This is a genomic window from Roseibium sp. FZY0029 (genome assembly GCF_036350355.1).
Lineage (GTDB): Bacteria > Pseudomonadota > Alphaproteobacteria > Rhizobiales > Stappiaceae > Roseibium.
Genome location: NZ_JAZDVZ010000007.1, coordinates 83,150 through 108,024 on the forward strand (window position 1 = coordinate 83,150; position 24,875 = coordinate 108,024).

The 24,875-nt window shown below is 59.4% G+C and carries 23 protein-coding genes; 12 read left to right on the top strand and 11 right to left on the bottom strand.

The features are described from left to right. Nucleotides 1–83 precede the first annotated feature (83 nt). The 4 genes from V1T76_RS19995 to V1T76_RS20010 are packed head-to-tail and all read left to right on the top strand — an operon-like array spanning nt 84 to nt 3,137. Nucleotides 84–542 (top strand): hypothetical protein, encoded by a 459-nt coding sequence (locus V1T76_RS19995; protein ID WP_330562429.1) that lies wholly within the window; start codon nt 84–86, stop codon nt 540–542. Between the two features lie 9 nt (nt 543–551). Continuing rightward, nucleotides 552–1,232, top strand: coding sequence for an ABC transporter ATP-binding protein (locus V1T76_RS20000; protein WP_330562430.1), 681 nt, complete (start codon nt 552–554; stop codon nt 1,230–1,232). Beyond that, a complete protein-coding gene (locus V1T76_RS20005) occupies nt 1,225–2,547 on the top strand; it encodes an ABC transporter permease (protein WP_330562432.1) in 1,323 nt (440 codons plus the stop codon). Before V1T76_RS20000 ends, V1T76_RS20005 begins: the two co-directional genes overlap by 8 nt. 26 nt (nt 2,548–2,573) lie before the next feature. Next, nucleotides 2,574–3,137 carry a copper chaperone PCu(A)C gene (locus V1T76_RS20010; RefSeq protein WP_330562433.1) on the top strand — a complete coding sequence of 188 codons (564 nt, stop codon included), beginning with the start codon at nt 2,574–2,576 and terminating at the stop codon, nt 3,135–3,137. 298 nt (nt 3,138–3,435) lie between these two features. Here V1T76_RS20010 and V1T76_RS20015 read toward each other — a convergent pair whose 3' ends face one another. The 4 genes from V1T76_RS20015 to V1T76_RS20030 form a co-directional block, all read right to left on the bottom strand. Further along, on the bottom strand, nt 3,436–4,527 hold the full coding sequence (locus tag V1T76_RS20015) for an ABC transporter ATP-binding protein (protein ID WP_330562434.1): 1,092 nt from the start codon (nt 4,525–4,527) through the stop codon (nt 3,436–3,438). 33 nt (nt 4,528–4,560) lie between these two features. Then, nucleotides 4,561–5,709: a carbohydrate ABC transporter permease gene (locus V1T76_RS20020; RefSeq protein ID WP_330562435.1), complete on the bottom strand. Its 1,149-nt coding sequence runs from the start codon at nt 5,707–5,709 to the stop codon at nt 4,561–4,563. After that, entirely contained in the window at nt 5,709–6,950 is a 1,242-nt protein-coding gene (locus V1T76_RS20025) for a carbohydrate ABC transporter permease (RefSeq protein WP_330562436.1), read from the bottom strand. Before V1T76_RS20025 ends, V1T76_RS20020 begins: the two co-directional genes overlap by 1 nt. A gap of 143 nt (nt 6,951–7,093) precedes the next feature. Then, a complete protein-coding gene (locus V1T76_RS20030) occupies nt 7,094–8,461 on the bottom strand; it encodes an ABC transporter substrate-binding protein (protein WP_330562437.1) in 1,368 nt (455 codons plus the stop codon). Between the two features lie 249 nt (nt 8,462–8,710). On the opposite strand from V1T76_RS20030, the gene V1T76_RS20035 reads away from it, so the two are divergent. Next, nucleotides 8,711–9,754, top strand: coding sequence for a LacI family DNA-binding transcriptional regulator (locus V1T76_RS20035; RefSeq protein WP_330562438.1), 1,044 nt, complete (start codon nt 8,711–8,713; stop codon nt 9,752–9,754). Here V1T76_RS20035 and V1T76_RS20040 read toward each other — a convergent pair whose 3' ends face one another. Then, nucleotides 9,755–10,423: a GntR family transcriptional regulator gene (locus V1T76_RS20040; protein WP_330562439.1), complete on the bottom strand. Its 669-nt coding sequence runs from the start codon at nt 10,421–10,423 to the stop codon at nt 9,755–9,757. It abuts the gene before it with no gap. Nucleotides 10,424–11,275: 852 nt separating this feature from the next. On the opposite strand from V1T76_RS20040, the gene V1T76_RS20045 reads away from it, so the two are divergent. Further along, nucleotides 11,276–12,736: a TolC family outer membrane protein gene (locus V1T76_RS20045; protein WP_330562440.1), complete on the top strand. Its 1,461-nt coding sequence runs from the start codon at nt 11,276–11,278 to the stop codon at nt 12,734–12,736. Between the two features lie 126 nt (nt 12,737–12,862). Here the strand turns inward: V1T76_RS20045 and V1T76_RS20050 are convergent, their stop codons facing one another. The 4 genes from V1T76_RS20050 to V1T76_RS20065 all read right to left on the bottom strand — a co-directional run bounded on the left by V1T76_RS20050 (nt 12,863) and on the right by V1T76_RS20065 (nt 17,195). Further along, nucleotides 12,863–13,894, bottom strand: a complete 1,032-nt coding sequence (locus tag V1T76_RS20050) for a quaternary amine ABC transporter ATP-binding protein (protein WP_330562441.1) — start codon at nt 13,892–13,894, stop codon at nt 12,863–12,865. Then, the gene (locus tag V1T76_RS20055) at nt 13,887–14,771 is read right to left on the bottom strand and encodes an ABC transporter permease (RefSeq protein WP_330562443.1); all 885 of its coding nucleotides are present in this window, start codon (nt 14,769–14,771) and stop codon (nt 13,887–13,889) included. Before V1T76_RS20055 ends, V1T76_RS20050 begins: the two co-directional genes overlap by 8 nt. Nucleotides 14,772–14,854: 83 nt before the next feature. Beyond that, nucleotides 14,855–15,847, bottom strand: a complete 993-nt coding sequence (locus tag V1T76_RS20060) for an ABC transporter substrate-binding protein (RefSeq protein ID WP_148582864.1) — start codon at nt 15,845–15,847, stop codon at nt 14,855–14,857. A 487-nt stretch (nt 15,848–16,334) separates the two neighbouring features. Beyond that, on the bottom strand, nt 16,335–17,195 hold the full coding sequence (locus V1T76_RS20065) for a LysR family transcriptional regulator (protein ID WP_330562444.1): 861 nt from the start codon (nt 17,193–17,195) through the stop codon (nt 16,335–16,337). Nucleotides 17,196–17,285: 90 nt separating this feature from the next. Here V1T76_RS20065 and V1T76_RS20070 point away from each other — a divergent pair, with 90 nt between their 5' ends. The 4 genes from V1T76_RS20070 to V1T76_RS20085 all read left to right on the top strand — a co-directional run bounded on the left by V1T76_RS20070 (nt 17,286) and on the right by V1T76_RS20085 (nt 19,933). Next, nucleotides 17,286–17,699, top strand: coding sequence for a VOC family protein (locus V1T76_RS20070; RefSeq protein ID WP_330562445.1), 414 nt, complete (start codon nt 17,286–17,288; stop codon nt 17,697–17,699). Continuing rightward, nucleotides 17,696–18,643, top strand: coding sequence for a 2-hydroxyacid dehydrogenase (locus V1T76_RS20075; RefSeq protein WP_330562446.1), 948 nt, complete (start codon nt 17,696–17,698; stop codon nt 18,641–18,643). The genes V1T76_RS20070 and V1T76_RS20075 overlap by 4 nt, the downstream gene beginning before the upstream one ends. Nucleotides 18,644–18,728: 85 nt before the next feature. Beyond that, a complete protein-coding gene (locus V1T76_RS20080) occupies nt 18,729–19,547 on the top strand; it encodes a sugar phosphate isomerase/epimerase family protein (protein ID WP_330562447.1) in 819 nt (272 codons plus the stop codon). 59 nt (nt 19,548–19,606) lie between these two features. Continuing rightward, nucleotides 19,607–19,933 (top strand): hypothetical protein, encoded by a 327-nt coding sequence (locus V1T76_RS20085; RefSeq protein WP_330562449.1) that lies wholly within the window; start codon nt 19,607–19,609, stop codon nt 19,931–19,933. 169 nt (nt 19,934–20,102) lie between these two features. Here the strand turns inward: V1T76_RS20085 and gndA are convergent, their stop codons facing one another. Then, nucleotides 20,103–21,527, bottom strand: a complete 1,425-nt coding sequence (gene gndA / locus V1T76_RS20090; protein ID WP_330562450.1) for an NADP-dependent phosphogluconate dehydrogenase — start codon at nt 21,525–21,527, stop codon at nt 20,103–20,105. Between the two features lie 102 nt (nt 21,528–21,629). Next, nucleotides 21,630–22,469, bottom strand: a complete 840-nt coding sequence (locus V1T76_RS20095) for a LysR family transcriptional regulator (protein ID WP_330562451.1) — start codon at nt 22,467–22,469, stop codon at nt 21,630–21,632. 103 nt (nt 22,470–22,572) lie between these two features. Between V1T76_RS20095 and V1T76_RS20100 the strand changes: the two genes are divergently transcribed. Together V1T76_RS20100 and V1T76_RS20105 are read left to right on the top strand one after the other, a co-directional pair. Beyond that, nucleotides 22,573–23,490, top strand: a complete 918-nt coding sequence (locus V1T76_RS20100; RefSeq protein ID WP_330562452.1) for an MBL fold metallo-hydrolase — start codon at nt 22,573–22,575, stop codon at nt 23,488–23,490. 188 nt (nt 23,491–23,678) lie between these two features. After that, on the top strand, nt 23,679–24,659 hold the full coding sequence (locus V1T76_RS20105) for an ABC transporter substrate-binding protein (RefSeq protein ID WP_330562453.1): 981 nt from the start codon (nt 23,679–23,681) through the stop codon (nt 24,657–24,659). Nucleotides 24,660–24,875 lie beyond the last annotated feature (216 nt).

Here is a 24,875-nt window from a genome sequence, read left to right on the forward strand (position 1 = left end):
ATCGGCCACAGATCTGAAAGGCCTGCCTCGTTGCAGGCCTTTCGCCTGTTTGTCACAATTGCCGGATAGATGAGGAAAGTGTGTTGACCAGACCCGAGGATGCCATGAACCGCAGACAGCTCGTAGCCGGGCTCGGCCTTGCCCCGCTTGCCTGGTATCTGCTGCCGGAAACGGCCCACGCCGCAGACGGCCCTCTCAAGCTGCGCACGCTCTACAACAAGGACCGGAGTTTTTCCGATCTCGCCCATTCGCTGGAAGGCACCAGAGTGTCGGTCGGCGGCTACATGGCCCCGCCGCTGAAAGCCGACAGCCAGTTTTTCGTGCTCACCAAAATTCCGATGGCGGTCTGCCCCTTCTGTGAAACCGAAGCAGAGTGGCCGCGCGATATTCTTGCCATCTACACCAAGCGCATTGTCGATGTCGTCGCGTTCAACAGCAAGATCGTGACACGGGGTATTCTGGAACTCGGCACCTTCAAGGATCCCGAGACCGGTTTCGTCAGCCGGGCACGATTGTCCGATGCTGTTTATGAACGCGCCTGACGCCGCCTTATGAGCCTCCCCCTTCATGTCAGCGACCTTCAGGTCAGCACGCCCGGGGGACGGGTGTTGCTCACCTGCACCCAGTTTCAAGCCGCCCCGGGCGAGGTCATTGGTCTGCGCGGACCGTCAGGCGCTGGAAAATCAACCTTTCTTTTTGCCCTGGCAGGCCTGCATGCGGCCATGACAGGCCATATCCGCTGGGGAGACACCGATCTGGCGCAACTGAGCGATGGCGCCCGCGCCGCGTTCCGCCGGAACCACATCGGCCTGATCTTCCAGGATTTTCTGTTGTTTGAAGAACTGAGCGCGCTCGGCAACGCCTCCCTTGCAACAAGCTTCAACCCCGCCTCCAAGCGCCGGTCAATCATCAACACGGCAGAGCGGTTTTTGAAAAGCCTCAACGTTCCGGCAGAAGCGCGAACCGTAGACAGTTTTTCAGGCGGCGAGCGGCAACGCACTGCGATTGCCCGCGCGCTGGCGCACGACCCGGCCATCATACTGGCGGACGAACCGACTGCCAGCCTCGACCGCAAGACGGCTGATGGGCTGATCGAAGACCTGATCGGCCTCACCCGTGCACAGAAAAAGACCCTCGTTGCCGTCAGTCACGATCCGCATCTGCTGGAGCGGATGGACCGGGTGATTGACGTCGAGGACGGACGCTTGCAAATGGAGGCCGCAGGTGTCTGAAGCTCTTACAGACCTCTGGCAGAGCCTTTCGCCGCTGGCGCAGGACATCCTGTGGCTTGCGCTGCTTCTGCTGCCTGCCTTGGCAACCGGGCTGATCGTGACCTGGGGGTTCCGCCCCGGAGCGCTCGCCGGAGCCCTGCTCTGGCGCTTCCGCTGGACCAACCTCACCTTCATTGCCCTGATCGCCATATCCATCGGCATCGGCGTCGGCCTGATTGCCCAGGAACGCGGCCTTCGAAAAGGCACCGCGCGGGCCGCGGAAAAATTCGATCTGATCGTCGCAGCCCCCGGCAGCGAAATCACCATGATGTTCGCCGCCGTCTATCTGCAGCCAAGCGACGTTCCGCTTCTGGGCGGTGACATCTACAATGAGATTGCCACCCACGCCGACGTCGACCTTGCCGCCCCGATTGCCTTCGGCGACAGCTACCTGTCCTCTCCCGTTGTTGGCACCACACCGCAGTTCGTCACCCATCTGGCCGGAGAACTCGCAGAGGGAAGGATGTTTACCGCCAGCGGCGAAGCGGTTGCCGGATCGCGGGTCGAATTGCAAATCGGCGAAACGTTCGAACCCGCCCACGGGATGGGCGATAGCGCGGAAGAAGACGCCCATGCCGGCCATGCGTTAAAGATCGTCGGGCGCATGCCACCAACCGGCAGCCCGTGGGACCGTGCCATCCTTGTGCCTGTCGAAAGCGTCTGGGAAGTCCACGGCCTGACCAATGGCCACAGCCCGGACCACAAGACCAGGATCGGCCCGCCCTTCGACGCCGATTATTTTCCCGGCACGCCCGCGATACTTGTTCACGCCAATGAGCTTTGGGCAAATTACGCCCTGCGCTCCGAATTCACCCGCGACGACACCATGGCGTTCTTCCCCGGCGCGGTCCTGGCGCAGCTTCATTCGCTCATGGGGGATATCCGCCAGATCATGTCGGTGATGGCCGTGCTGACCCAGGTGCTGGTGACCGCAGGTGTGCTGACGGGCCTGATTGCCCTCGCCCGTCTGTTCGCCAGACGGCTGGCACTCTTGCGAGCGCTTGGCGCACCGGGACGGTTCGTCTTCGCCGTTGTCTGGACCTATGCGGCCACACTGATTGTCCTGGGCGCTGCCGCAGGACTCGGCGCCGGCTGGATAGCGGTCGATGTCATCTCGTCAATCGTCACCTCGCGAACGGACATCCTGGTGACCGCCACACTCGACTGGCCCGAGTTTCATCTCATCGCCGGCTTCGTCAGCCTGACGATGCTGCTCGCCCTTTTGCCGGCCTTCATGGCAATGTCACGTAATATCATTACTGATTTGCGGGCCTGACCTGAAGCCCGAAGGATCTTCCCGATATGCGCGCTCTTGCCGTCCTCTTGTCGCTGCTGTTCTGTCTGTCTCAATCTGCCCTGGCATCCGAAACACATAGCGGCACGGGCCAAAGCCACAGTGACGCAGACCAGCACCACACGCATGAAGAAGAAGACCACCATCACACTGAAGACGACGGCAGCCACGAGGGCATGTCTGAAGGGGTGCGCGCGCTCCACGCGTGGATCCGGGAAACCTCCGAAAACACCGCGCTGCTCTTCGTCAACATCGAGAACAGGTCCGATCGTCCGGTAAAGCTGGTCGGCGGACATACCGGCGTTTCCTCAAAGGCCGAACTGGTCGGCTTTGCCCTGAAGGACGGTGAAACAGGCTACGACGCCCTTCCGCCCGTTCCGATCCAGCCGGGCAAGAGCCTGGTCCTGGCCCCAACCGGCCTTGCCCTGCGCCTTACGGGCCTCACCCGGTCCTTCCACCAAGGGGACACATTCGACATCGAGATCGAATTCGATTTCGGCCATATCGAGATGCAGGCCCAGGTGGAGTCGGCCAACGCGACCCGTCACAGCCACGCTGGGCATCAGCACTAGATCTGGCGGGATTTGAGGCGGGGATTAAGTGGGGTTGGTATCCCAAGACTTCAGTCTTTGAATACCCCCACCCCTAACCCCTCCCCACAAGGGGGAGGGGGATCAGGCCGTGCCGACTGAAGATGACACGCCTGTCTGCCGAAGTGCCTGTAAAGGGATAGCGGGGTTCTGCACACAAACGGAGTAGCGCGGTAAAGCGTTAGTCCCCCTCCCCCTTGTGGGGAGGGGTTAGGGGTGGGGGTCAACAGCATTATGGGGGTCAACAGCATCACCGAAAGCCCCAACCCTGCCGCGACTATCACCTGTAAAGGAACGACCGCCCCTCGCCATCGAACAGATGCAGTTTTTCCGGTGCAGCCGTCAGCCGAATGGACGTTCCCTTGGCGATCTTGTGGATGCCGGGCAGCTTTGCGATCAAGGCCGGGGCATCGTCTTTCGGACGGAAATAAAGCACCGTCGTCTCGCCAAGCGCTTCCACGATTTCGACCTCGGCGGAAACCAGGAAATCGTCGCTGTCCGTCACCGTCAGATCTTCCGGCCGGACGCCAAGCTTCACCGTTGCACCCTTGTCGCTGTCGAGGGATGCAATCGGCACGTCCGCGTGCCCGCCGTCGGACATGACAACAGAAGTCTGACCGCCGGTTGCCGTTACCTTGGCATCGATCAGGTTCATGGCCGGCGAGCCGATGAACTGGGCGACAAACGTGTTGGCCGGACGTTCGTAAAGGTCCAGCGGCGCGCCGAATTGTTCGATGTTGCCGCCATGAAGCACGACGATGCGCGTTGCCAGCGTCATCGCCTCCACCTGATCGTGGGTCACGTAGATCATGGTGCTTTCCGGCATGCTCTCCTTCAACTGCGCGATCTCGATCCTTGTCGCAACGCGCAGGGCGGCATCGAGGTTCGAGAGCGGTTCATCGAACAGGAACACCTTGGGGTCCCGCACGATCGAGCGGCCGATGGCAACGCGCTGGCGCTGCCCGCCGGAAAGCGCTTTCGGCAGGCGGTCCAGATAGGCGGTGAGCTGCAGCCTGTCGGCCGCAGCCCGAACCGCCCTGTCGATCTCGTCGCGCGACTTGCCGGCCAGCTTCAGGGCGAAGGCCATGTTGTCGTAGACCGTCATATGCGGATAAAGCGCATAGGACTGGAACACCATGGCAATGCCGCGCTGTGCCGGCGGCACGTCGTTGACGACAACCCCATCGATCTCCAGCTCTCCGCCGGTGATCTTTTCAAGCCCTGCGATCATGCGCAGCAATGTCGACTTTCCGCAGCCCGATGGACCGACAAAAACGATCAGCTCGCCTGCGTTGATCTCCATGTTGATGTCGCGCAGAACTTCGACGGTTCCGTAGGACTTGCTGACATTCTTCAAGGACAACGATGTCATGCCGGCTGCTCCCGATTGTTGATTTTGTTCATGTTATTTCACCGATCCGGCCAGCAGGCCGCGCACGAGGTAGCGTTGCATCGCGAAGAACACGAAGAGCGGTACGGCGATGGATACAAAGGCCGCGGTCGCGAGAATTTCCCAGTTGCCGCCGCGCGTTCCCAGAAGTTCGACGATCTGGTTGGTCATCACCGTGGTCGAGCCCGTGGCGTCGATCAGGAACACCTTGGCCACCAGAAGATCGTTCCAGGTCCACAGGAACTGGAAGATGGCGAAAGACGCCAGCGCCGGAAAGCTGAGCGGGAGGATGATGCGGGTGAAGATCTGGAAATCCGTCGCCCCGTCCACCTTGGCATTCTCGATGATGTCCCGCGGCAATCCGACCATGTAGTTCCGGAGCAGATAGACCGCGAGTGGCATGCCGAAGGCCGTGTGGGCCAGCCAGACCCCCATGTAGCCCTTGCCGATACCGATGGCCAGATGCAGCCGCAGCAGCGGAATGAGCGCCAATTGCAGCGGCACGACGAGCAGCGCCACGACGGCCGCGATCAAGAGGGCACGGCCGGGAAACTCCATCCAGGCAAGGGCATAGGCTGCGAACGCCGCAATGACGATCGGGATGATCGTCGCCGGAATGGTGACCGTCAGCGTATTGAAGAACGCCTTGCCCATATTGTCCTGTCCGGTGCCGGAAAAGAGAATGGTGGCGTAATTCTCCAGCGTGAATTCCGGCGGCACTGTCGCCGTCACGAAGACACGCTGGCCGCGTCCGGAAATCTGCTTGTCGTTGCCTTTCCAGACATAGGACCCGTCGGCCTGAAGCGTCAGGCTTTCGCCGTCGCCCATATCCGCCGTTTCACCGGGTTGATAGGCGGAAACATCGCGTGAGGACACGCCCCAAGAGCGGATATCGCGCGGCTCGCCCTCGAAGATATTTCCCGTGACGGTGAACTGATTACCGTCGGCCACACGGGTCCCGTCCGGATCGGACGTCCGGTAGACCTCGTTCTGCTCGGCCGGAAACAGCGCCGCCCACCAGCCGGAGCTGGAGATCTGGTCGGCGGTCCGGAAGGACGAGACGAACAGCCCGACGGTGGGGAAAAGCCACAGAAGCACAAGCGCTGCGACGGAGATGTGCACGGCCCAGGTCAGGCCGGATTTTTTCCCAGCAATACTGGCCATCACTTCATCTCCTTCCGGGCATTGTAGACGTTCCAGACAAGGATCGGCGTAACAAGCAGCATGATGATGATGGCACTTGCCGACCCCACGCCCCAGTCATTGGCGCGGAAAAGCTTGTCATACATGTAGTTGGCCAGAACCTGAGTTTCCCACTGGCCGTTGGTCATGGCGAAGACGATGTCGAACACCTTGAGCACGGTCAGCGTGATCGTGGTCCACACCACCACGATGGTCCCCATGATCTGCGGCACCTTGATCTTGAAGAAGATCTGGAACGGGTTGGCACCGTCAACAATGGCGGCTTCCACGGTTTCCTCGGGAATGCCGCGAAGGGCCGCCGACAGGATCACCATGGCAAAGCCGGTCTGGATCCAGATCAGCACCACCATCAGGAAGAAGTTGTTCCACAGCGGCAGCGTCAGCCAGGTTTGCGGCTCGCCGTAGGGCACGTCCGTGATCCAGACGCCGAGCGCGGAATTCAGCGAAATCCAGATCAGCCAGACCCCGCCGACGGCGACAAGAAGGCGCAGCGGCAGAAGCCAGATCGACTTGTCCTCGCCCCGGGCAACGATCCCGCGCACGAAAGTCCAGGCCACATAGGCAACGACAACGGCGAACGCCAGCAGAAGAACGGTCGGCAGGAGCTGGAGAAAGATGACGGAGCCGATGCCGCCGTCGAACTTCAGCCAGATCGCATTCAGAACGCCGATCTGGTTCTGGTCGGCCGCGCGCGTGTCATAGATCAGCTTGAAGATGACCGACGCCCCAACGAAGGAGATCGCCATCGGCATGAAGATCAGCGACTTGGCGAAGTTGCCCCATCTGATCCGGTCCGTAAGCTGGGCGACCAGCAGACCGAAGGCCGTGGAGGCGGCAGGAACCACGATGAGCCACAGCATGTTGTTGCGCACCGCTTCCCAGAACTTCGCCTCGTTCATCATCTGGCGATAGTTGGCAAGGCCGACGAAAGCGCCCCCTTGCGAACGGTCCGTCAGCGACAGGCGCAAGGTCTCGAACACCGGATAGGCAAGGTACAGCGTCAGCGCGAACAAGGCGGGAAACAGGAACAGCCATGGCCGGATCATGTTCGCCCGGTTGATGTTCCTGCCTGCATTGGGGCCACGGGCCGGAAACAGAACCTTGTCGATGAAGACATTCGAAAAGAAGAAGTAGGCAAGGCAGGCTCCAACGCCGATGACGATGGTAAAGAGCCCTAACAGTGCCGGATTATCCGATAGCATGGCCGTTCCCTCCCATTATTGATTATGGGGAAGCACCCGGACGACCGGAGGCCTCCTGCGTTTAGGAACTGTGTTTCTTGAACGTTACGCCAATCCGTCAGAAAAACGGCCAGTCTCCCTGGAGAGACCGGCCGCCTGGAGGATCACTTGAGGGCGTCCCAGCTTTTCTGGATTTCCTCGGCGACGGCTTTTGCATCCCTGCCGCCGGTATAGTCGACCATTCCGGTCCAGAACGTGCCCGCACCGACTGCACCCGGCATCAGGTCGGAACCATCGAAGCGGAAGGTGCTGGCATTGACCAGGATTTCACCTTGTCCGCGCAACGTGTCGTCCTTGTAGGCCGCAGGGTTGGCACCCTTGTGCGGTGTGAGGAAGCCGGTCTGGGCCATCATCACTTCATGCGCGAGCGGCAGTTCGAAGAACTTCATCAGCTCGTTGGTCGCGTCGGACGGATTGGTGATCGCCATCAGCGTGCCACCGCCGAGGACCGGGTTGCCGAGGTCTTTTTCCGCGTAGGCCGGGAAGTAGAAGAAGTCGACATCGGTACCGAATTCCACGCCCTCCGGGAAGAAGGCCGGCACGAAGGACGCCTGACGGTGCAGGTAGCACTGCGGCGGCGAGGCGAAGAGGCCCTTCGGGCTGTCGCGGAAATCGGTGGAGGCAACAGCGCCAGCACCGCCGGCAACCTTGGCGTCGTCGCGTGCAAACCAGCCGAACTCCTCGATAGCGGCAACGACGCGGTCATCGTCGAAGGGAATCTCGTTGGTGGTCCACTGGTCGTAGACTTCGGGCGGCTGCGTGCGCAGCATCAGGTCCTCGACCCAGTCGGTCGCCGGCCAGCCGGTGGCTGCGCCCGATCCCAGACCGATACACCATGGGGTTTCGCCATCGGCGACGATCTGCTCGGTCAGCGCCTTCAGCTCTTCCATGGTGGTCGGCACTTCATAGCCGGCGTCCTCGAAGTTTTCAGGCACGTACCAGACAAGGCTCTTGACGTTGACGTTGTAGAAGAACCCGAACAGTTGATCCTTGCCGTCCGCATCCTTGTAGGTGCCGAGATCCACCCAGCTTTCGCCAGCCCCGTAATTGTTGGCGACCCAGTCGGCCATGCCTTCCGGCAGCGGTTTCAGCAGACCGCGTGCGGCCATATCGGCGGCAAGACCAGGCTGCGGGAAAACGGCAATGTTCGGAGCAGCGCCGGCTTCGGCGTCGATCACGATCTGCTGCTCGAAGGAATCGGAACCCGTGTAGATGACTTCAGCACCGGTGGCTTCGGTGAAATAGGCAAGCACATTGCGGAAAAAACCGTCTTCCGGCTGCAGCCAGGGACCTGCGATCGTCACCGTCTGGCCCTTCAGGTCAGGCGCGCTCTTTGCCCACTCGTTGTAGCTGTCCCAGTTGAAGGGACCTTCGCCCGGAGCGAATTTCAGATCAGCCGCGGACGCGGCGCCCGCGCAAAGGCCAATAGCCAGCGCAAGACCAGCCGTGCAGGCTTTCAAACGTAATTTCATATCTGTCCTCCCAGATTGTCCCTATTCCGGAACACTCCACTCAAGGTGGCACACCTTACCACCTTGCAGCAATACCCACCCGTCTCACCGGGTCGGCAATTCTACCAGAACCCCTTATCCAAACCGCTTTGGATTTGGCCCTAACCATGTCTTCAGGCTTCGGTCTTGTCAAGCGTGCAGCTCGCGAATTAATGTTGCATTTCAATAACAGCCTGTTGGGAGGGCGCTTTCAAAGCGTTTTGGGCCTGAATGAGCAATGGCGTAAACCTGAAAGAACTGTCGCAACGGCTGAACCTGTCTCAGACCACAGTCAGCCGCGCGCTTAACGGCTATCCCGAAGTCAGCGAGGAAACCCGCAAACGGGTGAGCGAAATGGCCGCAAAGCTCGGCTATGCGCCCAATAGCCAGGCACGGCGGCTTGCGACCGGCCGCGCAATGGCGATTGGCCACGTCATACCCCGCTCAATTCACGAGATGATGAACCCCATCTTCCTGGAGTTCATCGCAGGCGCCGGGGAGACCTATTCCCGTCACGGCTACGACATGATCATTTCCGTCGTCGATGACGAGAAGGAAGAAGACGCTTACCGGCAGATCGCCTCGCGCAAGAAAGCGGACGGCGTGATCATTCACGGTCCTGCAAATAACGAGCACCGGCACAAGCTTCTGAAAGAGCTCAACCTTCCCTTCGTCGTTCACGGCCGCATTCCCGGCGCCGAGCAGGAGACCTCGTGGATCGACATGAACAACAGGCGCGCATTCGAACGCGCCACCAACCTGCTTCTGGACCTCGGCCACACCCGGATCGCGCTGCTGAACGGCCTGGAACACATGGATTTTGCCAGTCGCCGCCGGCGCGGCTTCGAGGAAGCATTGGCGGCACGGGGACTGACGCCGGACCCTGACCTAATGCGCAGCGCCGACATGACCGAACCTTACGGCTGCGACAATGCGATGGAGATGCTGAAGAGCGACAATCCGCCGACCGCTTTTCTGATTTCATCCATGATATCGGCGATCGGCGTCGCACGCGCAGCCGGTCAATGCGGGCTGAAGACAGGCAAGGACGTCTCCATCATCACGCATGACGATGCCCTGTCCTTCCTGCCCAACAGCGGCGAAGTGCCTATTTTCACCTGCACACGCTCATCGGTCCGTTATGCCGGAGAAAAGGCCGCCGAACTGCTTTTGAACATGATTTCCAACCCGGCCGCCAAACCGGTTTCCCTGCATCTGGACGCCGAATTGATCATTGGCCAGTCCACGGGCCCGGCCCCCGCAGCATCGCGTTAATCAGACGTGGTTGAGACCGCAGTGCTGAAGCAGATCTTTCATCCGGGCCAATCCGTTGAGACGGTGCGCCCGGGCCACTTCCGCAGCGACGTCCGACTTGCCTTCCCGGATCGCCTCGACAATCACGCGATGGTCGTCCGCGTTTGAGGCCGGAGCCTTGTTCAGACGCAGCAACACGAGGTTTGCTCGGTAGACCTGATCGAGAAAACCCTCGATCTCGGCTCTCAGACGCAAATTGCCGCTCGCCCTGGCAACCAGCCTGTGGAACCTGTCGTCGCAAATCGCCCAGGCCTCGATATCCTGATCTTCGAGCGCGTCGTCAGCGCCGTCGAGCACACAGTTGAGTTCGGCAAGAGCCTCATCGCCTGCCTTGCCGCACGCAGTATCGGCCGCAAGCGCCTCGAGCACGGCAAGGATCTGATAGATCTCGCAGATATCCTGCCGTGAAATCGGCAGGACCTTCGCCCCACGGCGCGGCACGAGATCGACCAGCCCATCTGCCTCCAGACGGATCAGCGCTTCGCGAACCGGCGTCCGGCTCATGCCCAGCCGGGTCGCGATGTCGGGTTCCGGCGCTTGAAAACCGGGCGGCAATTGCCCGCTAAGGATCTCCGTTTTCAGCCGCTCATAGGCGTTGTCGACGCGGGTGGATCTGGCTTTCGTTGACATTGCGGGATGCACCCGTTCTCCTGACGTGTCTTAAAATGTTTGCATTGTGCCGCGCCTCTTCATCGAGACAAGCGCGGCTCATAGGAGCGCCGAAAGCAATTCACATCGGCGCGGCCGGCCTTTTTTGAAAGCAATTCAATGCCGTATTGATAATAAAATCGGTAGAATTTTAGGCATCCACCTGCCGTGAGGGCACCTGGTAAACACACAGCCCCGGCCGGACAGCGCATTTCCTAGATTTTCTGCGAATTTACGGCTTTCTCCCGGCTGAAAAAATACTGACAAAAATTACAGGAATAACTGAACCTGTCCTCACGCCCTCACGTCAAATCAGCTCTGTCCGGGCCGTTCCCCCCCGGGAACAGCGATAAAGTCACCTCAATCGTTTACGAATTCCCCAGCCAGACCGCCCGAAGAGAATCGCGTCCACGACGACGGTTCAGCTGGCGCTCCTTTTCCATCAAAGTTTCAGCACTTCAGTAGTTGCCAAAGGTGTCAAAACGAAGCAACAAATACACACCCTTCATCAGGCCAAATGTCTGCAAGAAGAGGGCTCTCCACCCGGAAAAAACACGCCTCTGTGACAGTTAAAAAAATTTCATTCAAGATTACATCACGCCAGGTGTCGATATTCGATTATGTCAGGCATGAATTCAGCAACGATAGACTTGAGACGGTGAGAGTCATAAAAAAATGTAAGTCGTCTTTAAATATTACCTTAGGTCACTACTGAAAAGTATGACTAATGATCTCTACTCTCAACTTACCTTTGATTAACTATAAAATTTTACCTTGAGCGCAGACAACAATCGTGGTGCCACTGTGACGACTTTCCCTGCCCCTGCCAAACTGATGCACGGATTGAAAACCCGTCTTGCCAGTCTTCTGGCGGGCGCGTCGCTCGTCAGCCTGTTTTTCGCCGGCGCCCCGGTATCCGCGCAGTCGCTTGAGGAGGCCATGGGGGCCGCCTATGCCACCAATCCGGGCCTGAAGGCGGAACGCTCGCGGTATGAAGCAATCAACCAAGATGTCTGGACGGCGAGGTCGGAATTTCTCCCCACCGTTACCGGCACGTATCTCGGCGAACAGAATGCCTTCCGCAGTGAGCGCAGCGGCAACAGCGACAGATCGTTCTTTCACGAGCTGGGTGTGTCCATGTCCCAGACCGTGTTTCAGGGCTTTGCCGGCGTCAACCGGTTGAACCAGGCACATGAAGAAGCAAATTCGGGCCGCAACCAACTGATCGGCGCCGAGCAAACGCTGCTTTTCAACACCGCCGATGCTTATCTGCGCGTCGTTCGCGACCGGGCCATCCTGTCCCAACTGCGGGCCTACACCAATGTGGTGCAGCGGGAAGTGAATGCCGCCAGGGCCCGCTACAAGTCCGGCGACGCCACCCGCACCGATATCGAACAGGCCCTTGCCCGCCTTGGCGAGGCACAGGGGAATTCCGACCAGGCAGCCGGCGATCTGGAAGCCTCCGAGGCAGCCTATGAGCGCCTGACCGGACAGAAACCCGGCAAGCTCGGCTGGCCCGGCATTCCCTCCTCAATAGAGCCCGCCGGACTGGATGATGCGATCAACGTCGCATTGCAGAACAACCCCTCGATCCGGGCCGCAACAGCGGATGCAAGGGCAGCACGCTATGCCGCGCGCGCGGCAGTCGGCGACATGCTGCCGCGCGTCTCGCTGGAAAGCGAGTGGCAGAGCGGTTACCGGGGCAACCTCGGCAATGAGGACGAAGAAGACTTCCGCTTTGGCGTGCGCGTTACCGCCCCCCTGTTCACCGGCGGCCGCAACATTGCCGCCGTCAAGCGCGCGAACTACACCGCCGCCCAGCAGGAATACGAACTGGACGACACCCAGCAGATCATCCGCGAAAACGTTGTCCGCGCCATGAAGCAGCGGGCAGCATCAAGGCTCAAGGTCAAGGCGGTCAAGCGCGCGATTGATGCCAACCAGCGCGCGGTAAAGGGCCTGCAGGTGGAATTCGACAGCGGCCAGCGATCCCTGCTCGATGTTCTCAACGGCGAAAGGGAACTGCTGCTCAGCAAGGTCGACCACGTGCGCGCACGCTACGACAGCCGCATCGCGGACTTCTTTCTGCTGGCCAACATCGGCCGCCTGGCCCCACAGCATTTCGGGATCATCGAGGAACGCCCGGCGCCGATCCCGCGCATCATGCCCGAATTCAACACCTGGGACCTGCGCCTCGGACCGTCGGAAAACGACATCTTTCAGTCGGCCGTCGTCGAGGTTGCGACCAGCGAGACCATTGTGATCGAAGCCCAGCCGCTGCCTCCGGTCAAATAAAAGCAGCCCATGCTTCGAGACGGACCTGGCAGCTCTCCTCAGCATGAGACTGAAGCTTGCAGCCTGCGTAATGAAAAACACCGAAGCAAGCTTCGGAGTTTTTCATTGTTTTCAGGGGCTTGCAACTCAGTGGGTTGCGGGTGTCACCATGGCGTAGATCGTGTCATGCACGTTCAGCACACCGATCGGACGGCCATCTTCGTTGACGATGTTTGCCTCGCCCTCGCCCGTGTCGGCAAAGGTCCGGGCGGCTTCTTCCAGCAGGATGCCGCTTGAGATTGTAGGTCCGTTTTCCAGCGTCCGGGACGTATCCATGACCGTATCGACCAGGATCACCCGGCCACGGTTCACTTCCTTGACGAAGTCGGCGATGTACCCATCCGCAGGCTTCAGCACGATGTCCTGGCCGGTTCCCTGCTGGATCACCGCCCCGTCGCGCAGCACCGCGATCCTGTCGCCGAGACGCAGGGCCTCGTCCAGGTCGTGGGTGATGAAGACGATGGTCTTCTGCAGCTCTTCCTGAAGATCCAGAAGCACGGTCTGCATGTCCATGCGGATCAGCGGATCGAGTGCTGAGAACGCCTCGTCCATCAGCAGGATGTCGGCATCATTTGTCAGCGCGCGGGCAAGGCCCACACGCTGCTGCATGCCACCGGAAAGCTGGTTCGGATAATGATCCTCGAAGCCTTCTAGTCCCACCCGCGCGATCCAGCGGGCTGCACGCTCCTCGGCTTCCTTGGCCGGCACGCCCTGGATCTCCAGGCCGTAGACGGCATTCTTCATGACGGTGCGATGCGGCAGGAGAGCGAACTTCTGGAACACCATCGCGGTCTTGTGCCGGCGGAATTCCCGAAGTTCCTTCTGCGACATCTTGCAGACGTCTTCACTGCCGTAGAGCACTTCACCCGCCGTTGGATCGATCAGCCGGTTGATGTGCCGGATCAGCGTGGACTTACCGGATCCCGATAGCCCCATCACCACCTGGATCTTGCCACCCGGCATGGAGATGTTGATGTCGTTCAGACCAAGCACATGGTTGAACTTCTCGTTCAGCTCGGTCTTGGACATACCGTCCTTGACCTTCTGCACCATCTCCTCTCCGCTCGGGCCGAAGATCTTGTAGAGGTTCTTGACCTCGATACCTGTTGCCTCAGCCATGGAGCACCTCCGAATGCTTCTGAAGGCGTTTTCCATATGCCTGTGTCGCCCGGTCGAAAATGATTGCGATGGCCACAATCGCCAGACCGTTCTGAACCCCCATGAAGAAATACTGGTTTGCAATAGCGTTCAGCACAGGTTGCCCAAGCCCTTTCACGCCGATCAGAGCCGCGACAACAACCATGGCCAGCGCCATCATGATGGTCTGGTTGATCCCCGCCATGATGGTTGGCAGAGCCAGGGGCAACTGAACATTGACCAGTTTTTGCCATGGGCTGGAGCCAAACGCATCGGCGGCCTCCAGGACATCCTGATCGACAAGCCGGATTCCAAGGTTGGTCAACCGTATGGTCGGTGGGATAGCATAGACAACGATCGCGATCAGGCCGGCAACTTTACCAATGCCGAATATCATCACGACCGGAATGAGATAGACGAAGCTCGGCATTGTCTGCATCAGGTCCAGAATGGGATTGATCCAGCGTTGGACCCGTTCCGAGCGCGACATCAAGATGCCGAGCGGGATGCCCAAAAGAATAGCCAGCATGGTACAGACCGTAACCATGGCAATCGTTCTCATAGTGTCTTCCCACATGCCGAAGACGCCGATGAGAATGAGCGAAAATAGCGATCCGGCGACGATCTTGTAGCTGCGGCTCAACAGGAAAACGATTCCCAGAAGAACAGCCAGCACAATTGGCCAGGGCGACGATATCAGCAGGTCTTCCAGCCAGATGAGAAAATCTTTCAGGGGATCGAACGCGTGTTCGATCGCTTCGCCATAAGCGCCCAGGAAAGTATCAACGGTGCCGTCGACCGTCACGCGAATGTCTCGCAACGTGCCCCTGCTCAACGAGGGAAATTCAATCCAATCCATCTAACCAATCCTGATGGTATTCTTTTTGCCCCATATGAGAAGGGCCGCACCTGCTGGAGCGGCCCTTCAACTTATTAACCGGCTCAGAGTGCCGATTTGACCTTTTCAGCCGTTTCCGGGCTAACCCACTTGGTCCATACATCCTCGAAGTTTTCGAGGAAGTAGTAGGCACCGTCTTCGTTAGTCGCCTGGTTGTCGGTCATCCAGGCAAGAACCTTGCCTGCCGTCCGGTTGTCCCAGGTGCGGCCCTTGATGTAATCCATGGCCGGCCCAGCCTTCTTCGCGAAGTCGTCGGTAACAACGGTAAAGACTTCAGACTTCACCCAGGAGTTCGGCTTCGGATCCGGGCAGTCCTCGATCACGGTGCACTTGTCCCACTCTTCCTTGTCGTGCGGGACTTCGAAGTCGAGCAGGGTCATGTCGTACTTACCGAGGATTGCGGTCGGCGCCCAATAGTAACCGAGCCAGCCTTGCTTGCGCTCATTGGCCTTGGCGAGTGAGCCATCGAGACCGGCAGCGGAACCCGGATCGACCAGCTCGAAACCACCTTTGTCGAAGCCATACGCGCGGAACAGGTTTCCAGTGGTAATGCGGCAGTTCCAGCCGGTTGGGCAGGTGAAGAAGGCACCCTTGCTGTCGTCTTCTGCGCCAGGAAACAGTTCGGGATGCGCAAGGGCGTCCTTCACTGTGTAGATGTCATGCTCTTCGGCGATATAGGTCGGAACCCAGAAGCCTTCGACGCCGCCTTCGTTCAGGATCTCGCCACCGATGATCAGGGATCCTTCCGCGACGGCCTTGTCGAGCGGTTCACGCACGGCGTTGATCCAGAGTTCCGGCGCCATATCCGGCTTTCCTTTGGAACTCATGGACGTGAAGGTCGGCATGGTGTCGCCGGTGACCAGTTCGACGTCGCAGCCATAGCCATTTTCAAGAATGATCTTGTCGATCTGCGCGATAGCGCCGGCCGACGCCCAGTTCATTTCCGCAACGGTGACCGTGCCGCACTCTTCTGCCATGGCAGACGAGGCCATGCCGATAAGGGCGGTCGCGGCGACCGAGACAAACAACTTCTTCATGAGGGTGCTCCTGTGCAGTCTGTTTGCTTGAGATCGAATTGGACGCGGCGCGCGAAAGCTTCCGTGAAAGCAATCACCGTCCTGCGTACCCAATGGAAAAGAATAACGAGCTGAGAACAGAAGTTAGCCGAGAAGGCTTTTAGATTAACTATTATTAGTTCTGCCTTCATTTGACGCATATACGATGTTCTTGCTCGAAATAAGCCTGACCACCCTCTCAGGTCGAGAAGAAGGTCATACCCGGTATTTGTACCGAGTTCAGGCCCAACCGCCAATACAATTGCATTAAGAAGCCACTAGCACAACAGTATAGTCTCAACTCTTGCACCAATCATACGTCAAATTTCGTAGCCACGCCTGCAAACGACATTTTAGTGCCGGTATTCGTCATGTTGAATAATTTTCTTACTGACGAAACGAATCCACTCACGCCTAAAAAGTGTTTAAATGCAAATATATCAACTATAAGGTGCTTTATTTCAGCAGATCACTTGACGACCTGCTCACGCAACACCTCGTGCACGAGGTCCGCAAGTACCGGAGCGGCACAAGCGTATTTTCGCAAGAAAACCATTTCGCGCCCCATGCCACCCGGAAGATCTTTCAAGGTCATCGCCGGCCCATGCGTCCGCAAACCCTGCCAGACAGGCAGGATCGCCTGCCCAGCTCCGTGAGACACCATCTGTGCAATCGTTTCAGGGGCATCGAGCTCGCACAGAATGTGCTCCTCGCCAACCAGGCCGCCGAACGCCGCCCATAACTTGCGGCCACCCCACGACTGTCTGTCGTAGACGATCCAGGGAAGGTCTTCCGCACTGACAGATGTGTCACGGTCCGGCGGCAAGGCATGAACGACAGCTTGAACCTCCAGCGTTCGGCTGATGATGTCCTTGGGCAAATCAAAGGGAGCGACAACCGTGATGGCCGCGTCCAGTCCCCCGCTGCGCAGACCTTCGTAAAGATCGGCCGACGTCCCGGGCCGGACTGTCAGCACGGCCTGAGGCGCCTTGACCCGGAAGTGTTGAATGACGGCAGGCACCGTGTCCGATAGCGCCGTCGACACAGCCCCCAGCCGGAACGGTCCACTCAGCCCGGAGGCATCTATGCCGCTGATCAACTGTTCCGCGTCGCGCACCAGACGGCGCGCCGCGGGCAAGAGCCGGAAGCAGGTTTCGGTCGGCAAGGCCGCGTGCGCTGTCCGGTTCAACAGCGCTGCTCCGAATTCGGCTTCCAGCACACGGATACGCTGGCTGACCGCAGCGGCCGTTAGCCCCTGCTGACGGGCCGCAGCCGCGATGGAGCCGGTTTCGGCAACCGCCAGCAGGCTTTCGAGAAAACGGGTATCCAAAATATTTTCCTTCGCTCAGAAGCAGAAAAACATCTTAAATGTTTTGGATCGGATCTGCTACTCAACACCCGTTTTCAAAGGAGCTGAGCGATGCAACCCTGTTTCCATCTTGCCTACCACGTCACCGATCTGGACGAAGCCCGTGCGTTCTACGGCGGCCTGCTTGGCTGCAAGGAAGGCCGCAGCACGGATACCTGGGTCGACTTCAACTTCTTCGGCCATCAGGTGTCCCTCCATCTCGGCAAGCCTTTTGCAACGACCAACACAGGCAAGGTTGGGGATCACATGGTGCCGATGCCGCATCTGGGCGTGGTCCTGGACATGGAGACCTGGAAGGTGCTTGCACAAAAATTGACAGACGCTAACCTCGCCTTCGTCATCGCCCCGACCGTCCGGTTCGAGGGCCAACCCGGCGAGCAGAGCACCATGTTTTTCAAGGACCCTTCCGGCAACCCCATCGAAATCAAAGGCTTTGCGGATGAAGCCGGGGTTTTTGCCGCATGAGGCCAGTTGTCCCCTTCGTATCTTCCGCCAGCCCCGATGAGCGCCAGACCTGGAGGACGGCCCTGCCGCAGGCTCTCGACGGTATCGCCGCCGTCAAGCCGTTTGAGGACCTGACGGAAGAGGAGCGCACCGCAGCGCGCGTTGCCATTGTCGCCAATCCCGATCCGGCCAATGTAGCAGCTCTTCCCAATCTGGTCTGGGTGCAAAGCCTGTGGGCCGGCGTGGAGCGCCTGATGAGCGAACTTCCTGCGGACGGCCCGCAGATCGTCCGCCTCACGGATCCGCAAATGGCTGAAACCATGTCGGAAGCCGTTCTCGCCTGGACGCTTTACCTGCACAGGGGCATGCCCCGGTACATGGCCCAGCAGCGCCAGAAGATCTGGCAGGATCATGAACTCAAAAGCCCTCAGGAACGCACGGTCGGCGTCCTGGGCCTGGGCAAGCTCGGCGCAGCGTCTGCCTTGCGGATGAAAGCCAACGGCTTCAACGTGCTTGGCTGGAGTCGGTCCGAAAAAGCAATCGAGGGGATTGTCTGCCGGCATGGCCGCGACGGCCTTCTGGAGGTGCTCGGCCAGTCGGATTTCATCGTCCTGCTGATGCCGTTGACGGAGGAAACACGCGGGCTGATCGGCCAGGAGGAACTGAGCGCCTGCAAGAAAAGCGCCTCGATCATCAACTTCGCCCGGGGCCCTATTATCGACATCGCCGCTCTCATCAACGCACTCGACAACGGCCCACTCGACCACGCCGTTCTCGATGTCTTCGATGAAGAGCCGCTGCCGCCATCAAGTCCGCTTTGGGATCATGACAAGGTCACGGTCCTGCCGCACATCACCGCTCCAACCGGCATCAGCTCTACCTCCAGGATCGTTGCCGACAACATCGGCCGGTATTTTGAAGACGGCACGGTTCCACAGGCAGTCGACCGGCAACGTGGATACTGACATTTGATCTGCCGGCCGTCGCAATAGTGTCAAGGATCAGCCTCTAATCAGGCGGCAACCGTTTCGTCTTTTTCAAAGGTGTTTCATGACCGACCTACCCATTCTCGGCGCTGCGCTGACAGTCTCTTCGCTGGAAACCCATCGCCAGCTGATGCTGGACAAACCGCGGGATCTGGAGCTGCAGGACTTCTGGCCGGCGGAAGTTCTCAACGGCGACTGGAAGCCGATTGTCGAAAAGGCCAAAAAACTGCTCGACGGCCATCAGGGCCGCGTCGGCATCCACGGCCCTTTCTTCGGCTTTACCGTGGACAGCATGGATGTCGACGTGCGCGAGATCGTGCGCAAGCGCCTCCTACAGGGGCTAGAGGTCTGCGAGGCCCTGGGCGGCACCCACATGGTGGTGCACAGCCCCTTCACGACGTGGGACTACAACAACCTCGACAATTACGAAAATGGCCGCCGGCGCAAGATAGAACTCTGCCACCTGACCATGACGGACGCGGTCAAGCGCGCCGAAGACATCGGCTGCGAACTTGTCATCGAGAATATCGAAGACAAGGACCCCTCTGCCCGGATCGAACTGGCCGAGAGCTTCGGTTCGGATGCGGTGAAAATCTCGATCGACACCGGCCATGCGCATTATGCCCACGGCACGACCGGCGCTCCGCCGGTTGATTATTACGTCAAGGTCGCCGGCAACCGCCTGCGCCACATCCACCTGCAGGACGCTGACGGCTACGCCGACCGCCACTGGACGCTTGGGCAGGGCACCATCAACTGGCACTCCGTGTTCGATGCGCTGTCCAAGCTTGACAGTGACCCGCGCCTGATCATCGAACTGCGCGACCACGCCGGCCTGCCGGCATCGATCGCCAACATGGCAGCGCTGGGGCTGGCGCAGTAACAGAAGAATCGTCAAAAAGCCTGCATGGAGAACATGTTGGCAATGCGGGGCCTGATCGGATGAACGTTCCCAAAACAGTCTATTGTCTTGTCTGCTTCACAGTCGGCGGGACATTTCTGGCGCTTGCGGTGAACGACGTGCTCATCAGAGAAGTCGCCTCCAGCGCGTTCATTCTGATCATTGCGGCTTTGACTTTCCCGCTTGGTTTTCTCGGAACCGTTGCAGGACTGACGGCCGTCATTTTTGGCCTGATAACACCCGTTGAGTTTATCGCCCCCGTGACCCTGCTCTGCACCGCTCTCGGCTATTACCAGTGGTTCCACCTGCTGCCGCGGCTCTTTCGCAGAAGAGACAGAAAAGAAGTGCTGGAAGAGGTCTTCAAGTAGAAGCGCGCCCAATCTTCCAGATTGAGCGCTTGAAAGTCCTGGCGCCTAAACGCTTGGACAGTGTGAAAACTTCAACGCCGACGCCGTCATTCCGGACAAGTACGATGCAAGTCGCTTCTCCGGAATGACTCCCAGTCAAATAAAGCGGGCGTCCGCCACTTTCAGAAACTCACCCCATCGCCCAGGGGCCATGGTATCCACCACCGGCCTTGTCGGTGCGCTCAAACCCATGGGCGCCGAAGAAATCGCGCTGGCCCTGAAGCATATTCGCGGTGGACCGGCCGGTGCGCATGATGTCGAAATAGGACAGCGCTGCCGAAAGCGCCGGCACCGGCAAGCCGTGCAACGCGGACTGGGCAACGACCTGGCGAAGCATTGCTTCGGTTTGCTTCAGCTTTGATGAGAAGAACGGCGCCAGCATCAGGTTGCGTTCGGCATTGTCGGAAAGTGCAGACGCCATGTCGTTCAGCATGGACGAGCGGATGATGCAGCCGTTGCGCCAGATCCTGGCGATTTCCGGTAGAGGCATTGCCCAGCCGTATTGCTTGGCCGCTTCCAGGATCAGACCGAAGCCCTGCGCGTAACAGATGATCTTGCCGGCAACGAGCGCCGCTTCCAGCGCATCGATCGTCACCGCTTCGCGGTCCATGCCGGTCGGGGCCGCGCCGAATTCGGCTTCGCCTTCCTTGCGTTCCTCATACCGCGCCGACATGTTGCGCACGGCAACCGCCGCCTCGATGGCGCTCGCCGGCATGCCCAGCATCAAGGCTTCGATGGCGGTCCAGCGGCCGGTGCCTTTCTGGCCGGCCTTGTCCAGGATGATGTCGAGCATCGGCTTGCCGGTGTCCGGATCCGCCGTCTTGGCAACCTTGCCGGAAATCTCGATCAGGTAGGACTGCAGGATGCCGCCGTTCCACTTCTCGAAGACATCGCCGATATCGGACGCCGACATGCCGAAACCGTCACGCATGACGCCGTAGACTTCGGCAATCATCTGCATGTCGGCATATTCGATGCCGTTGTGGACGGTCTTGACCAGATGACCTGCACCCGCTTCACCGAGATAAGCCGCACAGGGCGTTTCTTCGTGCTTGGCGGAGATAGCTTCCAGAATATGTCCGACCTGATCCCAGGCATCTTTCGCGCCGCCGCCCATGATGGACGGACCAAAGCGCGCGCCTTCCTCGCCGCCGGATACGCCGATGCCCATGAAGCGTGGGCCTTTCTCGGCAGCATCCGCCGCACGGCGGTTGGTGTCGTGGTAATTGGCATTGCCCGCATCGATGATGAGATCGCCGGCATCGAGCAGCGGCCGCAAGGCCTCGATCTGCGCATCGACCGCGTCACCGGCCGGAACCATCAGGATGACCGCGCGCGGGCTCTTGATGGAGGCAACGAACTCTTCCAGCGTCTTGGTCGGCACGAGTTTCGGCGCAAGTTCCCCGGCCTTTGCCATGAACTGGTCGGTCTTTTCCGTGGTCCGGTTGAAGACCGCGATCTGAAAGCCATGTTCGGCAATATTGAGCGCAAGGTTGCCGCCCATGGTACCGAGACCGATCAGGCCGATTTCCGCGGCCGCGCCGTTTGAGCTCATGAACATGCCTTTCATAAATCGATTAATGTCTGGTGGGGCGGTGATAGCCGACAAGCTGCTGAACGGCAATGTCTGGATGGGGCAAGATCGCGTAAAATCCGATCAGCCGAAAGCACTTGCCAGATGATCCACCAGCAGTCGAACGCGCTTGGGGATGAACCGTCGTGACGGCAGGACCGCAAAGAGCGGCAGCTCCGGCAGATCGACCGGACACGGAGCCTTCCTGATATGCCCATCCGCCAGGGATTCGACACACATCGATTTCGGCAAGATACCCGCCACACTGCCTTTCAATACAAGGGCTCGCGCAAGCTGCAGGTTTCGCGTCCTGTAAAGAGGCACGCCCCCCTCTTTGCCTGCCTGCATCAGAATTTCTGCAGGATCGATCACCCGTCCTGACGTCAGCAAGTCGTCGAACGTCGCCCCTTCCAACAGATCCGGACAGGCGACAAGGACCATGGGACTGGACGCAATCTTTCGGACGATGACACTCTCCAATGCAACCCGGTTTCCGCGAAGGGCGAAGTCGAACCGCTCTGCGGTCAGATCCACAGGGCGATCACTGACATGCACGTCAATCTGAACGTCCGGAAACCGTTCGTTGAAGCTGGCCATCGCCTCTGCCAGAACATCCAGCGGCAGGTCGACCGGCACGGACACACGCACGATCCCTTGCGGTGCCTGCGCCGATTTCAGCTGTTCGCCAGCCTCCTCCAGAGCCCGCAAAGCCGGCTGAACCTTTTCCCGGTAGGCCTCGCCCTCCACCGTCAGCCGCACCTGCCTGGTCGTGCGCCGGAACAAGGCAACACCCAGCTCCTCCTCCAATGTCTTGATACGAGCCGTGACCGTCGACCTCGGCAGATCAAGCTGACGCGCGGCAGCGGCAAAACTGCCAAGACTGGCGACTTCGACAAAGGTTTCCAGATGTGCAAGCGTTGTCATTGAGCGATAATTTCAGCCAGAGTGTTCACGTTTAAACAGCTACACTGAATAATAGTATCGGTCTACCTCCTGTGCACCATCAACGGCACCAAGAGGCAATCCCATGAAACGGCGCAGTTTTCTGAAATCAGCTTGCACCATGACGCTGGCTGCTCCGGCAATCTTTACCGGAGTTTCGGCCGCCCCCGCACAGACCACAAAGTCTCCCCGGCTCGACATCACCTGGCTTGGCGGCGCAACCATGCTGATCGAATGCGGTGACCTCACCCTCCTGACCGACCCGGCCTTTGGCGAAGGTAAGCAGGCGTTCCGCATGGGAGATCCCAACAAGATGTTCGACCTCGCCAAGGGACCCGATGTGGTGCCGCACGAACGGCTGACCCCGTTTCGCGGTGTCGATCTTTCCAGAGTGGATCAAGTTGTCCTGTCCCACTTGCACGAAGATCATTTCGACCAGAAGGCGGAAAGCGCAATTGCCCCGGACATGCCGTTTCTCGTTCCCTCTCATGACCGGGAACGCCTTGCCGCAAAAGGCTTCACGCAGGTTCAGGTGGCCGACTGGATGAAACCTCACGTGATCACCAGGGGTGACGTCACTCTCACACTGACCGCTCTGCCTGCCGAACATTCGGAAAACCCGGAGATTGCGGCCCTGCTTGGTCCCGGCAACGGTTATTGGCTGGAGATACGTCAGGGCGACTGGACAAAGTCGGTCTATTGGACCGGCGACACTTTCCCGACGCCGAATGTGCTCGACGCGCTCGAAGGCTTCGGGTCGCCGGACGTGTTCATTCCCCATCTTGGCGGCGTCGGCACTTCAGGACCTCTTGGGCAGATCAGCATGGGCGCAGGTCATGCCGCCATCTTCGTGGATCGGCTCCGGCCGGGCAAGGTGCTGCCGGTTCATCATTCCACCTACGCGCTTTATCTCGAACCTGTCACCAGCCTGCCGGCAGCGCTTGCCGGCAAGACCCAGGGGCTGGAACTTGTTTCGGAAGGCACTTGCGCGAGCTACGCCTGACCTTAAAAGCAACCGGCTACCGGCCTCATCAACGGAGCGCCGGTAGCCACAACAATACTCTGCGCATTCAATTTAGCCGGCTAAATTACCCGTAAAAATACCGGCTACCCGAATAAAACTGTCATGTAGAGCTGATAGGCGATCTTCATCCGCAACCCTTTTGCTGCTCTGTGCAAAGGATCTGTCACATGAAAAAGCTTCTGTTTGCAGCCGGTCTTCTGGCCGCGGCATCCGCCTCCGCCTACGCCGAAGATGTTACCGGCAAGCTCGTGCTCTACACCTCGCAGCCGAACGCCGACGCCCAGGCAACCGTCGACGCCTTCACCGCCGCCCATCCCGGTGTTGAAGTCGAATGGGTGCGCGATGGCACCACCAAGATCATGGCGAAGCTGCTGGCCGAATTCGAAGCCGGTGCACCGAAGCCGGACGTGCTGCTGATCGCCGACATGGTGACCATGGAAAGCCTGAAGCAGGAAGGCCGCCTGATGGCCCATGAGGCGGCCGATATTTCCGCCTACGATCCGGCGATCATGGACAAGGACAAGACCTACTTCTCCACCAAGCTGATCACCACCGGCATCATGTACAACACCAATGCACCGATGAAGCCGACGTCCTACAAGGATCTGTTGAAGCCGGAAGCCAAGGACAAGCTGGCCATGCCGTCGCCGCTGACCTCCGGTGCCGCCACCATCCACATGACCGCGCTGACCTCTAACCCGGATCTCGGCTGGGCCTATTACGAAGGCCTCGCAGACCAGGGCGCCAACCCGCAGGGTGGCAATGGCGGTGTCTACAAGGCGATTGCCGGTGGCGAGAAACTCTACGGCTTCGTCGTCGACTTCCTGCCGATCCGCGAAAAGCTGAAAGGCGCTCCGGTCGAGTTCGTCTTCCCGGAAGAAGGCGTTTCCGCCGTCACCGAGCCGGTCGCAATCCTCTCTACCGCCCAGAACCCGGATGCGGCCAAGGCATTTGTCGACTTCCTGATTTCCGAAGACGGTCAGAAGCTCGCCGCTTCCCAGGGCTATCTGCCGGCTCACCCGGGCGTGCCCGCCCCGGAAGGCTTCCCGGCCCGCGACCAGATCAAGCTCATGAAGTTCGATCCGGCCGAAGCCCTGAAACAGGACCAGGCCAACAAGATGAAATTCTCCGAGATCTTCGGCGGTTAAGGCTGTCTACGCAAAACAAGTTCGGCTGCGCGGTACTCGTTTCCCGCGCGGCCTTCCATTCTTTTCACGTCATTCCGGACAAATGCAGCAAGGCTGCATGCTGATTCGGAATCCAGACATCAGCATGAGCAAAGCGAATACTTTTCCGTTTGGAATTTGGCCGCGCCTCCGGCGCGAAACATGTCTGGATTCCGGATCATCGCTCGGCTGCGCCGC

Coding starts and splice junctions, on each gene's coding strand:
- V1T76_RS20060 (WP_148582864.1), bottom strand. CDS start 15,847: ATGAAGAAGTTGTTTGTCTCGGTCGCCGCGACCGCCCTTATCGGCATG.
- V1T76_RS20015 (WP_330562434.1), bottom strand. CDS start 4,527: ATGACATCGTTGTCCTTGAAGAATGTCAGCAAGTCCTACGGAACCGTC.
- V1T76_RS20085 (WP_330562449.1), top strand. CDS start 19,607: ATGAACGTTCCCAAAACAGTCTATTGTCTTGTCTGCTTCACAGTCGGC.
- V1T76_RS20095 (WP_330562451.1), bottom strand. CDS start 22,469: ATGACAACGCTTGCACATCTGGAAACCTTTGTCGAAGTCGCCAGTCTT.
- V1T76_RS20030 (WP_330562437.1), bottom strand. CDS start 8,461: ATGAAATTACGTTTGAAAGCCTGCACGGCTGGTCTTGCGCTGGCTATT.
- V1T76_RS20040 (WP_330562439.1), bottom strand. CDS start 10,423: ATGTCAACGAAAGCCAGATCCACCCGCGTCGACAACGCCTATGAGCGG.
- V1T76_RS20070 (WP_330562445.1), top strand. CDS start 17,286: ATGCAACCCTGTTTCCATCTTGCCTACCACGTCACCGATCTGGACGAA.
- V1T76_RS20100 (WP_330562452.1), top strand. CDS start 22,573: ATGAAACGGCGCAGTTTTCTGAAATCAGCTTGCACCATGACGCTGGCT.
- V1T76_RS20075 (WP_330562446.1), top strand. CDS start 17,696: ATGAGGCCAGTTGTCCCCTTCGTATCTTCCGCCAGCCCCGATGAGCGC.
- V1T76_RS20105 (WP_330562453.1), top strand. CDS start 23,679: ATGAAAAAGCTTCTGTTTGCAGCCGGTCTTCTGGCCGCGGCATCCGCC.
- V1T76_RS20000 (WP_330562430.1), top strand. CDS start 552: ATGAGCCTCCCCCTTCATGTCAGCGACCTTCAGGTCAGCACGCCCGGG.
- V1T76_RS20010 (WP_330562433.1), top strand. CDS start 2,574: ATGCGCGCTCTTGCCGTCCTCTTGTCGCTGCTGTTCTGTCTGTCTCAA.
- V1T76_RS20080 (WP_330562447.1), top strand. CDS start 18,729: ATGACCGACCTACCCATTCTCGGCGCTGCGCTGACAGTCTCTTCGCTG.
- V1T76_RS20055 (WP_330562443.1), bottom strand. CDS start 14,771: ATGGATTGGATTGAATTTCCCTCGTTGAGCAGGGGCACGTTGCGAGAC.
- V1T76_RS20045 (WP_330562440.1), top strand. CDS start 11,276: ATGCACGGATTGAAAACCCGTCTTGCCAGTCTTCTGGCGGGCGCGTCG.
- V1T76_RS20050 (WP_330562441.1), bottom strand. CDS start 13,894: ATGGCTGAGGCAACAGGTATCGAGGTCAAGAACCTCTACAAGATCTTC.
- V1T76_RS20020 (WP_330562435.1), bottom strand. CDS start 5,709: ATGGCCAGTATTGCTGGGAAAAAATCCGGCCTGACCTGGGCCGTGCAC.
- V1T76_RS20025 (WP_330562436.1), bottom strand. CDS start 6,950: ATGCTATCGGATAATCCGGCACTGTTAGGGCTCTTTACCATCGTCATC.
- V1T76_RS20035 (WP_330562438.1), top strand. CDS start 8,711: ATGAGCAATGGCGTAAACCTGAAAGAACTGTCGCAACGGCTGAACCTG.
- gndA (WP_330562450.1), bottom strand. CDS start 21,527: ATGAGCTCAAACGGCGCGGCCGCGGAAATCGGCCTGATCGGTCTCGGT.